This is a genomic window from uncultured Zhongshania sp. (genome assembly GCF_963975605.1).
Classification (GTDB): Bacteria; Pseudomonadota; Gammaproteobacteria; order Pseudomonadales; family Spongiibacteraceae; genus Spongiibacter; species Spongiibacter aquimaris.
In genome coordinates, this window is sequence record NZ_CAXBHN010000002.1 from 30,235 (window position 1) to 45,662 (window position 15,428).

The 15,428-nt window shown below is 49.1% G+C and carries 14 protein-coding genes; 8 read left to right on the forward strand and 6 right to left on the reverse strand.

Features of this window, described 5'->3' with window-relative positions; genetic code table 11:
• Positions 1–11: 11 nt before the first annotated feature.
• The 6 genes from sohB to AAC007_RS02410 form a co-directional block, all read right to left on the reverse strand.
• Positions 12–1,046 carry a protease SohB gene (gene sohB / locus AAC007_RS02385; protein ID WP_339674483.1) on the reverse strand — a complete coding sequence of 345 codons (1,035 nt, stop codon included), beginning with the start codon at positions 1,044–1,046 and terminating at the stop codon, positions 12–14.
• Positions 1,047–1,102: 56 nt separating this feature from the next.
• Positions 1,103–1,759, reverse strand: a complete 657-nt coding sequence (locus tag AAC007_RS02390) for a hypothetical protein (RefSeq protein ID WP_295877654.1) — start codon at positions 1,757–1,759, stop codon at positions 1,103–1,105.
• A gap of 4 nt (positions 1,760–1,763) precedes the next feature.
• Complete coding sequence (locus AAC007_RS02395) at positions 1,764–3,467, reverse strand: hypothetical protein (RefSeq protein WP_295877653.1); 1,704 nt, start codon at positions 3,465–3,467, stop codon at positions 1,764–1,766.
• 262 nt (positions 3,468–3,729) lie between these two features.
• Positions 3,730–4,455: a DNA polymerase III subunit epsilon gene (gene dnaQ / locus AAC007_RS02400; RefSeq protein ID WP_295877652.1), complete on the reverse strand. Its 726-nt coding sequence runs from the start codon at positions 4,453–4,455 to the stop codon at positions 3,730–3,732.
• Positions 4,455–4,907: a ribonuclease HI gene (rnhA, locus tag AAC007_RS02405; RefSeq protein WP_219041437.1), complete on the reverse strand. Its 453-nt coding sequence runs from the start codon at positions 4,905–4,907 to the stop codon at positions 4,455–4,457. Before rnhA ends, dnaQ begins: the two co-directional genes overlap by 1 nt.
• Positions 4,882–5,679 (reverse strand): class I SAM-dependent methyltransferase, encoded by a 798-nt coding sequence (locus AAC007_RS02410; RefSeq protein WP_295877650.1) that lies wholly within the window; start codon positions 5,677–5,679, stop codon positions 4,882–4,884. Before AAC007_RS02410 ends, rnhA begins: the two co-directional genes overlap by 26 nt.
• Before the next feature lie 87 nt (positions 5,680–5,766).
• On the opposite strand from AAC007_RS02410, the gene gloB reads away from it, so the two are divergent.
• The 8 genes from gloB (at position 5,767) to AAC007_RS02450 (ending at position 15,397) form a co-directional block, all read left to right on the forward strand.
• Positions 5,767–6,540, forward strand: a complete 774-nt coding sequence (gloB, locus tag AAC007_RS02415; RefSeq protein ID WP_339674486.1) for a hydroxyacylglutathione hydrolase — start codon at positions 5,767–5,769, stop codon at positions 6,538–6,540.
• A 25-nt stretch (positions 6,541–6,565) separates the two neighbouring features.
• The gene (locus AAC007_RS02420; RefSeq protein ID WP_339674487.1) at positions 6,566–8,269 is read left to right on the forward strand and encodes a LysM peptidoglycan-binding domain-containing protein; all 1,704 of its coding nucleotides are present in this window, start codon (positions 6,566–6,568) and stop codon (positions 8,267–8,269) included.
• A 54-nt stretch (positions 8,270–8,323) separates the two neighbouring features.
• Entirely contained in the window at positions 8,324–9,355 is a 1,032-nt protein-coding gene (locus tag AAC007_RS02425; protein ID WP_295877647.1) for an ABC transporter permease subunit, read from the forward strand.
• A complete protein-coding gene (locus tag AAC007_RS02430) occupies positions 9,352–10,398 on the forward strand; it encodes an ABC transporter permease subunit (protein ID WP_339674488.1) in 1,047 nt (348 codons plus the stop codon). Before AAC007_RS02425 ends, AAC007_RS02430 begins: the two co-directional genes overlap by 4 nt.
• 8 nt (positions 10,399–10,406) lie before the next feature.
• Positions 10,407–12,215, forward strand: a complete 1,809-nt coding sequence (locus AAC007_RS02435; RefSeq protein ID WP_339674490.1) for an extracellular solute-binding protein — start codon at positions 10,407–10,409, stop codon at positions 12,213–12,215.
• Positions 12,212–13,195, forward strand: a complete 984-nt coding sequence (locus AAC007_RS02440) for an ABC transporter ATP-binding protein (RefSeq protein ID WP_339674491.1) — start codon at positions 12,212–12,214, stop codon at positions 13,193–13,195. Before AAC007_RS02435 ends, AAC007_RS02440 begins: the two co-directional genes overlap by 4 nt.
• Positions 13,192–14,175 carry an oligopeptide/dipeptide ABC transporter ATP-binding protein gene (locus AAC007_RS02445; RefSeq protein ID WP_339674493.1) on the forward strand — a complete coding sequence of 328 codons (984 nt, stop codon included), beginning with the start codon at positions 13,192–13,194 and terminating at the stop codon, positions 14,173–14,175. Before AAC007_RS02440 ends, AAC007_RS02445 begins: the two co-directional genes overlap by 4 nt.
• A gap of 190 nt (positions 14,176–14,365) precedes the next feature.
• Positions 14,366–15,397: an AraC family transcriptional regulator gene (locus tag AAC007_RS02450; protein ID WP_339674495.1), complete on the forward strand. Its 1,032-nt coding sequence runs from the start codon at positions 14,366–14,368 to the stop codon at positions 15,395–15,397.
• Positions 15,398–15,428 lie beyond the last annotated feature (31 nt).

Genomic DNA, 15,428 nt, shown 5'->3' on the forward strand with positions numbered 1-15,428 from the left:
CTCGTCAGCAATTATCCCCAGTACCGATTTTGCGTCAATTTACCTAATAAATTGCTAACGCCGCGGTTTACTGCCGTTTCCGCCGCAAAACCCAAGCGCTCTGGCAAGCTCCGTTTTTGACGATATTTAACGGAATACAGGTCGGTATCAAGACGTTTACTCAGCAAATAATCATCACTGGTACGCACTTCATCGATAAGCTTTTGATCCAATGCACGCGTTCCATACCAAACTTCACCCGTCGCGATATGGTCGATATCGAGCTGCGGTCGGTTCTCGCTCACAAACTCTTTAAACAGTACATGGGTGTCTTCTAACTCTTCTTTAAATTTCTGCCGGCCTTCGTCGGTGTTTTCACCGACCATGGTCAAGGTTCGTTTGTGCGCACCCGCCGTGTGAAGCTCAATGTCGACATCATGCTTTTTTAACAGGCGATTAAAATTAGGCAGTTGAGCTACCACGCCAATGGAGCCGATCACGGCAAAAGGCGCAGCGAGAATACGACTGCCGATACACGCCATCATATAACCGCCACTAGCGGCCACGCGATCGATAGAAATGGTGAGGGGAATTCCGTGACTTCTAATTCGCTGTAATTGCGATGAGGCGAGACCGTAACTATGAACCATGCCTCCGGGGCTTTCCAAGCGCAGCAATACTTCGTCTTCAGGTTTGGCGACAGTTAGAACTGCGGATATTTCATGCCGCAGAAATTCTACGTCGGAGGCGCTCATATCACCGTCAAAATCCAACACGAAAAGGCGTTTACGGGTTTCGTCACTGCCCTTCTTGCGATCTTGCTTTTCTTGCTTTTTCTTTGCCTTACGATCTTTTTTAAAATCGGCTTCGTCTAGTATTTCAAACTTTAGCATGTCTTCCCAATCCTCAAACTTGTGGTTTAAGGTGGTGACTTCTATATGACCGTCACTGCTTTCACGCTTATTTCGCTGACTTGCGACTGCAATAGCACTAACGATAACAATAACGGCGATGACAACAGTGACCGACTTGGCCAAAAATAAGCCGTATTCCAGTAAGAATTCCAACTACGTACTCCCAGAGGTAAAAAGTGCCACATAGTGGTATGTGGATGTGGTTTAAGTCAAGTTGGCCAATTGCCTAAGGCCTTGACTGCGATGGGGTTTCCCGCCCGAATAAACAAGCCATCGCGGCCTAAATAAACGTTGAATTGAGCGCCATCTACCATCGGCGCGAAAACGGCGTTGCCGTAATCAGCTTCAACCCACTTATTTAAGTAGCTGTTGCTGTGCAACCAGGCCCAAATATCCACAGGTTCGGAAAGGCTGATAAGGTAGATAGTGCGCGCCATATTGCGCTCTTCTTCAATGCTTTGGTAGCGACCGGAAAGGCGCTCTAATCGATATAAATTATCAAAACCAAGGCGCGCGATTGGCAGCTTCCAACGAATCACCCTGCTGTCTAATTGCCACTGATCGCCCATGATCAGAAACGTCTGTAAGGGGTCCTCGTTAACAGTGTCAACGCTGACTATATATTGTTGCTTAGCTTTACCCGCGACAAAGATCCTGGCGACAAGTTGTTCGTCTGCTAAATGGCGATAGCTGTATACGTCTTTGGTAATGACTACCGCTGCACCGGTAAAGCTTAGCGATAACAGTACTGCAATGAGACCAGTAAACACGTGGCGGCGAAGCCTTATAAACGCCAAGAAACACAGCAATACGCCCACACCACAGATGATGAGCAAGGCTTGATCTAATCCGACAAACGTATCCATATATTTAATTGAAAGCCTGTAGCGTTGCGATACTGTCTTCTGCCACTAGTAGGATACGCTCGTCGGCGATATGACGGCGACCTAGTTCGTTGAGATAGTATTCGATACTGATCATGGCGTCCGCCAGAGTTTCTAGCGCTTGCACATCTGTAGCTGGATTTACCGCCTCTCGGTTAACGAAACGACGCATGAACTCAGTTGCCCCTAGTGTCACAGCCGGGAGTTTGTTGGCATTTATCATTTGAAACGCGCCGCGCACTGAATCGAGCAACTGAGGTAGGTTGGCGATATGTGTATTATCAAAACCTGAGTCTATATAGGCCGAAATAGCTCTTTTCACTAGGCCAATTGCCGCTTTAGATTCTTCAATGACGATACTACGGGCTTCGCTAACTTGGTTATCGGCGCTGATGGCATCACGGCGCTCAAGCGAAATTTCGCCCAGGTCTTCATAGTTTAATTTACGGCGATCAATTTGCGCCAGACTGCCATCTATAAATAGAAGGGTGTCTGCCAGGTCTTCAAGTCGGCCGCGCTCCTTACTCAAATCACACCCCACTAATTGATGCAGGGCGTCAGCGTGACTGGTAAGCGTGCCCGCAAGGGCTGGTAAATTAAGCACAGCTAGAATGTCGGCGCTTTGCTTTAGGACTGAAGTCAGCGGCAATAATTCTTCACTTTCACTGCGCTGGTGCTGGGCAAGTAACTCCAATACATCTTTGGCATGCCGCAATTCCGTCCGCAATTCATGAATCACCGAGGACACAGTGTCGTAACTCAGGCCGAGCATGATACCGCGCAAATTTTTGAGCTGGCCGTCATCAATCTCCGCTGCCTGAAGTTTCGCTGCTTTCATAACTTTGCCGACAAAACCATCGCGGTAAGCGCTGACACAAAGTAGAAAAACGAGCTCGCGCTCAAGCACTTCATTGAGCACCAGTCGATTTTTCAAGCGCGCCCGCATTTGCCCTTCCAGGCTGGCTAGAACACGTTTGCGGTAGGGATTTAACTCCAGCCCTTGATTAACAAAGGCGTCTAAAACCGCATCTGCTAGCAGCCAAAACCGCTGCTGTGGCCCCGGCTCTAAACTGCTGCGCAAACGCCTGACTGCCCTTGACATAATGACGAGCTGCATCGGACTATGTGCGTCTTTTAACAAGCCTAATAGGCCGCTTTGATAGAGATGACTGGCTCGTTTTAAGCCTGCAATAAACTCAGCCTCAGCGAGCGACTTGCCCCGCAAACCAAGATTAGAGTCGCGACTGAAAAGAAAATCGTCGGCGTCGGCGAAGTAGCTATCTGGTAACAATAGTTGGTTGTGAGCGGCGCGTAATTCGTTGACGTGAGAAATCACCAGATCTGGAATCTCGGACTGCCTGGATTGCACAAATTCTAAATATCTAGGCAGGACAAAGAACGCCGTACTGAGGGCATTGAGTTGACCTTCTGGAACGGCAGCAGTGCTTTTTAAAATGGCACTACACAGTGCCCGCATTTCGTCCGCGAGCAAGGCCCCGCCGGGAATCTGCAACAAGCGTAGTGTTCCACCTACCTGGCGCAAGTTTGCTTCGCATTGTTCTAACAGTGATAAATTGTGACGTTCAGACAGGAATGTTTCAAAAACATTGGTGGCCTGCTGCAATGTCTTACCTAACTCATCCGCAACCATGGCATATGAGCTGGTATTAATTTCTACTTTCAGTCCCACACAGCATCCTTATAGCCCATTGGGCTTGCCATCAAATATCACTCTGACGTTGATAAACTGCAAAATTTTGTTTCGTGTTTACTACCTCACCAAAACAGGGGGTATCACAAACACATTACAATTTTTTTCAGAATCAGTCTTAACTAACGGTTATTTATAGACTATTTAGCACTAAAAAGGCATGAAGCACAGCATTATTATTCGATATAAACCGCAATTATGTGATTCTTACCCGATGTACTAACGAGTTTGATTCGCTATTTTATTCTTGTGATGTACGCTGCCAGAGGCAATTCCCGCCGCTGGCCTTATCGACTTCGGCCAACTGCTTTTGATGTTGGGAAAGTTCTTCGCTAGTGGCGCGAATGACTCTTAATTTTCGCGGTGAGCTGTCTAAGCGCCGGTGCTCACTGGCCGCCCCGCCCTCATTCTGCTGGGAACCATCATCCCCAGCCAATGCTAGCGCTGTTTGACCGCCAGTCATCATTAGATACACATCGGCAAGGATTTCTGCGTCTAGCAGTGCACCGTGTAAATCCCGTTGCGAATTGTCGACATAGTAGCGCTGGCAAAGTGCATCGAGACTATTGCGCTGCCCAGGATGCTTTTGCCGCGCCATAATAAGGGTATCGATAACCCCACAAATGGCTCTTACTTTGGGTATTTTGCGTCCGAGCAAGGCAAACTCAGCGTCGATAAAACCAACATCGAAGGGGGCATTGTGAATAATCAGCTCAGCGCCCTTAATAAACTCAAAAAACTCGTCGGCGATTTGGGCAAAACGGGGCTTGTCTTTTAGCATCTCATTCGTGATGCCGTGAACTTCAATTGCGCCCGCCTCAACCTCGCGATCTGGGTTGATATATTGATGGTAATGCCGACCTGTCAATTTGCGATTGACCAGCTCTACGCAACCGATTTCAATAATACGGTGGCCGGACGCATGCTCTAGGCCAGTAGTTTCTGTGTCGAGTACTATTTGTCGCATTAGGCTTTCTCTAATTCATCGATACCGCGATTGGCTAAGGTGTCCGCAATCTCATTTTCTCTGTGGCCGCTGTGCCCCTTTACCCAGCGCCAGTCAATCTGATGCCCCTGCGTCGCAGCGTCAAGCTGCTGCCAAAGATCCGCATTTTTAACGGGCTGTTTTGCCGCTGTCTTCCAGCCGCGCTTCTTCCAATTGACCATCCACTCTGTAATACCTTGCCGCACATATTGGGAGTCAGTGGTCAATATAACCTCGCAGGGCCGCTTTAAAGCGCGCAAGGCTTCAATCGCTGCCATTAATTCCATGCGATTGTTTGTCGTCGCCGGCTCGCCCCCAAATAAACTGCGCTCCTTGCCTTGGCAGCGCATTAAGGCGCCCCAGCCGCCTGGGCCGGGGTTTCCGCGACAAGCGCCGTCGGTAAAAATCTCAACTTTCTCTTGGGTTTTGCTCATAGTCAGCTCGTGATTTTATGGTGCGTGTGGCGCCCGCCATTGTGGGGTGGCGAAGTATCTTCGCCCGGCGCGCCAAGTTTTGAGCCGAAGGGCTTAAGGGCGCGCGGTATTTTGTCGCGCTGAGGATGAAAACACCACCCATAGGGACGTTTTTTGCCACTGTTTTATGCGACATGAAGTAACTCGGGCTGCTTACCGGCAGGCGATGGAAACCGTAATCGACCACACTAACTTCAAACCCTAAAAGTGACAGCCAGTCTTGTAAACGATGGATTGGCAAGCGGTGGTTTTGCCACATGGGGCTGCGCTTCACTCGGCCAAGCAATCCGCGCACAGCTAATAGTGAATAAGGATTTATGCCGCAAATCACGACTTTGCCGTGGGGCACAATGACGCGCTCTACCTCACGCAGTACCTTATGTGGGTTGTCGACAAACTCTAAAAGGTGGTGCAAGACCACCACATCTTGTGACTCACTCGCGACCGGTAAATTTTCAAAATCGCAGATAACATCTAGGACTTGGCTCAAACCGTAATGCTGCATACCGCCGATACAAAACTGTCGCTGGAACACATCGCTCGCAATTGGGCAGCGCTCGGGAATAACGCTAAGGTTTAACAGGTTGTACTTCGCGGTCGATGAATCGCTTATCGCATCGGCGATTAAAGGCCGCTCCTCCGCCAAAACGGTTCGTCCTACCGGCCCTTGAAACCATCGCCTGAGGGCCGGTAACAGGACTTCTGGTGAATGCTGTGTGCGCCATTTTGCCATAATTCTTCCTAACGATTTTCCTGTTTCGCCACTTGCGGCAAGATAAAGGAATGTTTATGCTTCGCTGTCCACATTAAAATAATGATTATGCTGTCAATATCACCCATATCTGCTTTTAGCGACAACTATATTTGGTGTGTCGCACGCGACGGAGAGGCAATAATTGTCGATCCTGGCGATGCCGCGCCGGTGCTTAATCATCTAGACAAAAATGGCTTAACCCTGTCGGCAATCATTATTACCCATCACCATTACGACCACGTAAATGGTATCGAATTACTCTGTGAACGCTTCCCCAATATTCCGGTGTACGGTCCAGAAAATCAATGCGAAAGTATCAATCAGCGCCTCAAACACGGCGATAAAATCACTCTGTTCGACTACACGTTTAGCGTATTCGCCGTTCCAGGACATACTCTAGACCATATTGCATACTATATAGACAGCGCCACTTCTGCGCCTGCCCTATTCTGCGGTGACACCCTTTTTGCTGGTGGCTGCGGTCGGCTTTTTGAGGGTACGCCGGAACAAATGTTGCAGTCTCTTGGACTAATCCAAGCTTTACCTGCAAATACTGCGGTGTACTGCGCACATGAGTACACGTTAAACAATCTGCGTTTTGCGCTCGCGGTGGAGCCGGACAACAGCGAATTACGCGAGAGAATGGCGAATACCGCAGACCTACGAGAGAAAAATTTACCAACGGTCCCTTCTATACTGGCACTTGAATTGCTGACGAATCCCTTCATGCGAACGGACCACTTAGCTGTGCAGCAGCAAGTTGCGGCACATGCAGAGCTTAAGTATTGGAATCAAAACGATATTTTTGCCAAATTACGGGCATGGAAGGATGACTTTTGAATGATGTTAGCGAAATTATTTTATAATGACGACACTCAGTAGTTACCTAAATAAGGTCATTTTTGGTGCAGTGCTATTGTCACTGCTGGTCGCGTGTGCCCAAACACCTAGCCAGCGCAGCGTGCGAAATAAAACTGACCAACTGTATTGTGAGCGATCGGAAAACCGAAATTCTAGACTGTGCAAATATCAAGAAGTGGTTGAACGACGAAAAGGCGGTGGTGATCCCGCGAGAGACACACTCGAAGGCCTAAAATATAAACCAAAGCCAAGCGTAGAAACCGCTAAAGTAAAGCCAGCTCAAGTAGCACAGCGCCGCGCGGCGCAAGAATCGCCAACGAAGGTTAAAAAGGTCAAAGAGATTTGGCCTCGCTTAGCCTCAGATCTGCAGTTTGATGCCTTAACAGGCCATGCTAGCGTTGAGGAGCGGGAGGAATGGTATGCCGAACATTCCTATTACCTCGCTAACGTCAGCAAGCGCGCGTCGCGCTATATTCACTACATACTTGAAAGCTTAGAAGAGCGGGATATGCCAGCCGATTTGGCTTTACTTCCCTTTGTTGAAAGCTCCTATGATCCCTTTGCGTACTCTCATGGTCGAGCGTCAGGTTTGTGGCAGTTTGTACCTAACACCGCTAAGCATTTAGGGATCGATCAGAATTGGTGGTACGACGGTCGCCGCGATGTCATTGTCGCCACTAACTCGGCTCTCGATTACCTTACCGAACTCAATAAGCGCTTTGACGGCGATTGGCTGCTAACTTTGGCGGCCTATAACGCTGGCGCAGGCACGGTAAATAAGGCAATAACAAAAAACAAGAAGAAAGGATTGCCTACCGATTTTTGGTCGCTAAAACTACCCAAAGAAACCAGAAATTACATCCCTAAAATGTTGGCGCTGGTGAAAATATTCAAAAATCCCGCCTCGTATAACCTAACCTTACCTTCAGTGCCTAATGAACCCCACTTCATAGCAGTGAATACAGGTAGCCAGCTAGACTTAGCGCAAGCCGCTAAACTGGCCGATATCAGTGTTGATGAACTCTATCGTTTAAACCCCGGTTTCAATCGATGGGTGACCGCACCTGAAGGGCCGCATCGCTTATTAATTCCCAGTGCGAAGGCGAAAACATTTTCATCGCGGTTATTGAAAATTCCAGCCCGCGATCGCCTGCGCTGGCAGCAGTACAAAATTCAGCGTGGCGACAACTTGGTTACGATTGCACGTCGCCATCACGTCGATGTGGCAACCCTGCGGGCCAGCAACCAGTTAGATAGCGACATTCTCAAAATAGGTCACGTGTTACTAATTCCCGATGCCGGAAATGGAATATCGCCTCTTCACGGTGCGAATCGCGGTTTGGCTTCAACAGAGGCCTCGCGTATCGAGTACAAAGTGAATAGCGGCGACACCGTCAGTGGCATAGCCAAGAAATATGGCGTAAGCACCAAGCAAATATACGCTTGGAACAAATTAAAGTCAGATTCAATTATCAAGACGGGTCAAAAGCTTGTGGTATGGGGTAAAACACCACAACAATCGGATCAAGGCATTATTCGCAAAGTGGGTTATAAAGTGCGCAACGGTGATTCTTTATCACTGATAGCCAGCCGGTTTAATCTGCGCATTCGCGACATTATCGAGTGGAACTCGATTAAAGCTAGCCAGTACTTGCGCCCCGGCCAGTCATTAACCTTATATGTAGATATCACACACGCCGATCTTTAACGGCGTTTTGATATAGTATAGCCTCTTCGCTTTGCCCAGGTTGTTATCGCGTTTATGACAGGCTATTTTGTTCGCCGTTTCTTATTAATTATACCCACCTTTATTGGCATTACCTTATTGGTTTTTGCCATCACCCGTGTTGTACCCGGAGGGCCGATTGAGCGTCTTATGACGCAAATTCAATTGGGCGGTGAGACCGGCGGTTTGCATCGCAGTCAGGGCGGCGGAACGCTATCAGATGAGCAATTAGACGAACTAAAGCGATATTACGGTTTTGATAAGCCCATGCTGAGTAGCTATGCTATTTGGCTAAAAAAGGTCGTTCAATTTGATTTAGGTTTATCGACTCGCTATCAAGATCCCGTCTGGCAAATTATTAAAGAACGCTTCCCTATTTCGATTTTCTATGGATTAACGACACTTATTTTAACGTATGTGGTCTGTATCCCCCTCGGGCTTGCCAAGGGTATGTACCACGGCAGTGCGTTAGATAGCTGGTCATCCGCTGTGGTGTTTTTAGGCTATGCCCTGCCCAGCTATGTGATTGGTATCGCACTCATTTCACTTTTTGCCGGCTATTGGGATATTTTTCCCCTCGGCGGGTTTATCAGCGACAACTATGACGACCTGAGCACCTTCGGCAAAGCTGCCGACATTTTCCATCACTCGGTATTACCCTTAATTGCTTACTTAGCGGGTAGCTTTGCAGTGACTACCCTAATGATGAAAAATTCACTCATGGACAATTTGTCCTCTGACTATATGCGAACTGCGACCGCAAAAGGCCTGAGTCGCGGCGAAAGTGTTCGGGGTCACGCCTTGCGCAACAGCCTCATTCCGGTTGCGACCTCATTCGGAAATAATATCTCGCTGTTACTTGGCGGTTCATTTTTGATTGAAACCATTTTTAACATCGACGGCATTGGTTTACTGGGCTACGAAGCCATTATCGAGCGTGACTACCCGATTGTGATGGGGATACTTGTAATTTCATCATTGCTGTATCTGATCGGTAATATTCTATCTGATATTTGTGTGGCCTTAGTTGACCCACGAATCCGCTTTGGCGGTCGAGGTGCCGCATGAGCTTGTTTAACAATCCGGTTGCCAGAAAACGCTGGCAGCGCTTCCGAGAGTCTCGGCGTGGCTATTTTTCTGCGTGGATTCTACTCGCACTTACCCTGTGCAGTTTTGGCGCGGAAATGCTGGCCAATAATCGTGCGTTAGTCGTAATCCATAACGGAGAGTGGCACTTTCCTATCTATGGTGATGTGCTTTCTGGTAAGGATTTTGGCCTAGACTATAGCTATGAAGTTAATTACCGAGAGTTAAAATCGCAATCGGCCGGTTCAGACCGAAGTTGGGTGCTAATGCCCCCTATCCCTTTTAGCCCACTAGAGACTGATTTGATAGCCGGTGACTTCCCCCCACACGCGCCCTCCTTGGATTCCCGTCATTATTTAGGCACGGATACCAGCGGCAGAGATGTAGCTGCACGCTTAATCTATGGCTTTCGTACGGCAATCACGTTTTCATTGCTACTGCTGTTTTTTAATTATGCGGTGGGTGTGGCGATCGGTTGCATGATGGGGTTTTGGGGTGGTGCCTTTGACCTTGTGTTTCAGCGCATCATCGAAATTTGGTCAAACATCCCCTTTCTCTATGTGATCATGATCGTCGCCTCGGTTATTACCCCGGGGTTCTGGACCTTGCTCTTTATTATGGCCTTCTTTGGCTGGACCAGTATGACCTGGTATATGCGAACCGCGACCTACAAAGAAGTGGCGAGAGACTACGTTATGGCGGCCAGAGCGTTGGGGGCATCCGGACCGCGTATTGTCTTTCGGCATATATTGCCAAATAGCGTTTCGACCTTAGTTACCTTTGTGCCATTTTCGGTAGCCTCCGGCATCACCTCGTTAACCGCTCTCGACTATTTAGGTTTTGGTCTGCCGCCGCCGGTATCAAGCTGGGGTGAACTGCTTAAACAAGGCACTGAAAATCTTGAATCACTTTGGCTGGTTGGCTCTGTTGTCGTCGCGATGACCGTCATCCTGATGCTTGTTGCGTATATTGGCGAAGCGATACGAGACGCCTACGATCCCAGAAAATTCAGCTTTTATGAATAAACCACATTATGCGTAACCTGATCTTATTTTTGCTCGGCATCACTCTCGGCTCACTGAGTCTTAACACGCTGGCGCTGCCCGAAAAGCTGCCTGCAGATTTGGTTTGGCAAACCAACCACAGCGACCCTGTTTTTGCAGACCCAAACGCGCAGCGGGGCGGTCGATTTCGGACCTTTGTATCTACCTTCCCATTGACGCTGCGCCTGGTTGGCCCAGATTCCAATGGCAGCTTTGCAGGTTATATGCGGGCCAACAATTTGAGCTTGGTCGGCATCCACCCGAACACCCTTAAACCGATTCCCGAGCTGGCGACGGAGTGGGCATTTGGCACAGATGGCCACAGTATTTACTTTCGCTTAGACCCAGAGGCACGTTGGTCTGATGGCACACCGGTTACCGCCGACGACTATGTATTTGGTCTGGAATTTATGCGCTCGAAGTTTATTTTGGCGCCCTGGTACAACAATTATTTCAGCGAAATTATCACTGATCTCGTCAAATACGATGACCACACGATAGGCATTGAAGGCGCGACACCGAAGCCAGACGACGAAATGTTATTTGAGTACAGTGTGTCGCCAGTGCCCAAACATTTCCACAAGCTCGACGAAAATTGGGTAAGGGACTATAACTGGCGTATTGAGCCCAATACGGGGCCGTATATCATTACGGAAATACGCAAAGGTAAATATGTTGAGCTCTCCCGAAAGCAAGATTGGTGGGCTAACGAAAAGTACTATTTTAAGCACCGCTACAATCCCGACCATATTCGCGTCAAACTCATCCGCGACCTGAATATTGCCTATCAGTATTTCCGAAAAGGTGAGCTAGATACCTTCCCCCTGCTAATGCCCCGCTTTTGGCATAAAAAAGCCCAGGGCGACATCTATGAAAAGGGCTATGTTGGAAAAATCAAATTTTACAACGATGTCCCCCAACCCATTAGCGGACTTTTTTTGAATGAAGATGCCCCGCCGCTGGACGATATCAATGTTCGTTACGCGATTGCGCACGCGTTGAATGTCGACAAAGTCATTAACACGGTTTTACACGGTGATTACGAGCGCTTACAAACTGCGCATGATGGCTATGGCGACTACTCCAACACCAGCATTCGCGCCCGCGAGTTCGATTTAAAAAAAGCAGCGAGCTACCTAGAGAAAGCGGGCTGGGATAAGCGCGGCAACGACGGTATTCGGGTAAAAGATGGTAAACCCCTGAGCGTTCGTATTACCTATTACAACAGTGGTCACAATGATCGCCTGGTGATTTTGGCGCAGGAAGCCCGCAAAGCGGGTATCGATTTCCAGTTACAACTACTGGATATGTCTGCTGCATTTAAACAGATTATGGAAAATAAGCATCAAGCTGCGTGGATGGGCTGGGCCGGTGGTGGACTATCGCCCCGCTATTGGGAGTTCTACCATTCCGACAACGCCCACAAGTCACAAACCAATAATGTCACCAACACCGACAATAAAACCCTAGACGAAAAAATAATGGCCTATCGCACCGCCACCGAAAAAAGCACCCGCGTCGCGCTCGCTCATGAATTAGAGCAAATGGTGCACGATCAAGGCTCTTTCATCCCAACCTTCAAAGTGCCTTATACCCGGGAGGCGTTTTGGCGCTGGATAAAGCTGCCAGCCAGTCACGGAACCCGCACCAGCGACGCCCTGTTTGATCCTCTTGGCGGCAGTGGCGGCCTTTTTTGGATTGACAAAGATGAACAACAAAAAACCCTGGACGCCAAACAAGATGGCGAGGCACTCCCCACTATTATGATCATCGACAAAGACTGGGCGGTGGCACCATGAGCTTGTTGTCGGTACAGGGATTGTCGGTCGCGATTCGTGGTGACGACGGTGTCCTCCATGAACTGGTGAGTGCGGTGTCTTTCGACATTGCCGCCGGCGAAACCATGGGGCTCGTGGGAGAATCTGGCTGCGGCAAGAGCCTAACGGCCATGTCTATTTTAGATTTACTGCCAAAACCGCAAGCGCTTCGCAGTGCTGGCACACTATCCTTCAAGGGCGAAAGTATTAGCTCAGCCAGCCCACGCCGTCTGCGTGAAATACGCGGGAAAAACATTGCCGTTATTTTTCAAGACCCGATGACAGCATTGAATCCCGTGCAAACCGTCTCACAGCAAATAAGTGAAGTACTCGCGATTCATTTTCCCGAACAGTCGAAAAAAATTCGCGCGGATCGTGTGTTATCGCTATTACATGAAGTCGGCATACCCGCCCCACAAGAGCGTTTATCCGCCTATCCGCACCAACTTTCCGGGGGAATGCGGCAGCGGGTTATGATCGCAATGGCGCTAGCCTGTGAACCCGATTTATTAATTGCCGATGAACCAACCACGGCGCTCGATGTGACAATACAGGCGCAAATTGTTCGGCTTTTGAAAGGTCTGCAGGCAAAAAATGGCATGGCCATGTTGTTCATTACCCACGACCTCGCGCTGGTATCCCAGGTAAGCGACAAGATTGCGGTTATGTATGCAGGAAAAATCGCTGAATACGGATCGGCGCAACAGGTTTTTGCTAAACCACATCACCCCTACACACAAAGTTTACTCGCGGCGCTACCGGGTGCTCATCACCCACCAAAGTCGCCCTTACTTGCGCTCGAAGGTCAGGTACCTGCCATTCAAGACATGCCCAAAGGTTGCCGTTTTGTAAATCGCTGCCCTCACGCCGCCGATATCTGCCGCGAGGAAATACCTCCACAAGATATCACTACAGAAGCCACGGTCGTCGCCTGCCATCGCTGGAAGGAGATTGCACAATGAGCGATCTGATTCTAGATGTTCAAAATCTGCAGCTGCACTTCTCACAGCGAAGCGGTATTTTCGGCCGTGAGCGCGCGGTGGTTCGCGCAGTAGATAATGTCAGCTTTCAGCTTCGCGCGGGTGAAACACTGGGCTTGGTTGGCGAATCCGGCTGCGGTAAAAGTAGTCTGGGCAAAGCGATTCTGAATTTACACCGCCCTACCAATGGCAGCGTGATCTACCAAGGTAAAGATATAGCCGGACTCACAGATCGCGCGATGCGTGAATATCGCCGCTCCTTGCAGATCATTTTTCAAGATCCCTTCGAGTCGCTTAACAGCCGCCACACCGTGTCTGCAATATTAGAAGAACCGCTTTTAATACATGGTATTGGCGATCGGGAGAGTCGACGCAAGCGTGTGGAAGCGTTGTTAGATATGGTGGGTTTGCCGAGTTCGGCAAGCAGCAAATATCCCCATGAGTTTTCTGGCGGGCAGCGCCAGCGGATCGGGATTGCACGCGCCATCGCGCTCAAGCCCAAGGTGTTGATTTGCGATGAGGCGGTCTCTGCGCTTGATGTTTCTGTTCAGGCGCAAATATTGAATTTGTTGCTAGATATTCAGCGTGAACTTCACCTTAGTATGCTATTTATTTCCCATGACCTGGGTGTCGTTCGTCATATGAGCGACCGCATCGCGGTGATGTATTTAGGTCAGATTGTTGAAATTGGCGACGCCCAAGCGATCTATCAACAAGCTCGCCATCCCTATACACAAGGTCTACTCGCGGCAATCCCTAAGATTGGGCGTCTGCCTGAGGAAACCAGTCAAATCGGGGGGGATATCCCCTCGCCAATGGCGCCACCATCGGGATGCCGCTTCCACACCCGCTGCGCCTATGCCCAACAAAAATGTAAAGCGGAAGTGCCATCATTGACCGCCAAGGACGATAGGCATTTCACGGCCTGCCACTTTTGGGAAGAGCTCACCCCCAGCGCCTAAATATCGTTTAATCGGACGTCCTTTTTGTCGCCAATACGAGGTAAACTTCGGAGCTCGTGTAAAATGCAACTCAGACATCGAGGGCTCGGTTAACCGAGAGCCCATTAAGTGAATCATATCGTTAAGGTTTCGCGTGCGTAGCAATTACCCATCACATAAAGATCTTGTTCCGCTTAAATATGCGCGGAGTATGCTTCAGGTAGCTGAAGCTCAGGGTTACAGCGGTGCAGAGTTGTTACGGTCGCTAGACTTACCCATTGATCCACTCGCTGCCAACGCCAATTTAGACACCATGATCGACGGCCGTTACTACAGCCAAATATATCGTCGGGTAATGTGGTTACTACAGGATGAGTCCTTTGGCTTGGGCCTGGATCGGCGTACACCCGCCGGCAGTTTCCGCATGCTGTGCTTATTTATCATTCACTGCGAAACCCTTGAACAAGCGTTGCGTCGAGCTGCAGAATTTATCAATTATTGTCGCACGCTAACTGACGCACCTAGCAGTTACAGAAGGCCTGTCGAGCGTCTATCCGACGGCACAGCACTCTACCGCTTCCCTGAAAACACCGACTTAGTTGGTGCCAGCGATATAAATTCTGCCAGCACGACGATCGCCCAAACAATGGCAATTTGGCGTCGCTTTTGCCAATGGTTAATTGGTAAGCCCTTAGATTTAATCGCGGTTCACTTGCAAGCCGATGCACCGGCGCGGCTTGGATATTTTGAGCAGTTGTTCGGCTGCGAGGTTCATTTCGGTAGCGAACACAACGCATTTTTGTTGGCCGAATACTGCCTTGACTGCCCGCTTATTCACACCGAAGAGTCACTGCAAAAATTCCTTCGCAATGCGCCGTATCATTTACTGGTATCGCAAGAAGACGACGATAGCTCCCTACTCTCTCAAATGAAGAGAATCGTGGGCAGCGACCTCAGCCATGAATTCCCAAGCGTTGTGGTGATGGCCGAACAACTAAACATGTCGGTGCGAACATTACGTCGTCGCTTAAAAGATTTAGACACCACCTACCAGCGCTTTAAAGATGAATTGCGTCAAGAACATGCGACCCGCTGGTTGAATCAACCCGAGTTAAAAGTGAATGCCGTGTCAGCCTTACTCGGCTTTGATGAACCCAGTGCATTCCACCGCTCCTTTAAAAAATGGACGGGAATGACGCCAGGTGAATATCGCGCCAGTCGGCAACCACATGCAAAAGACTAGCGATTTATTTTTAAAAAATTACATTAATATT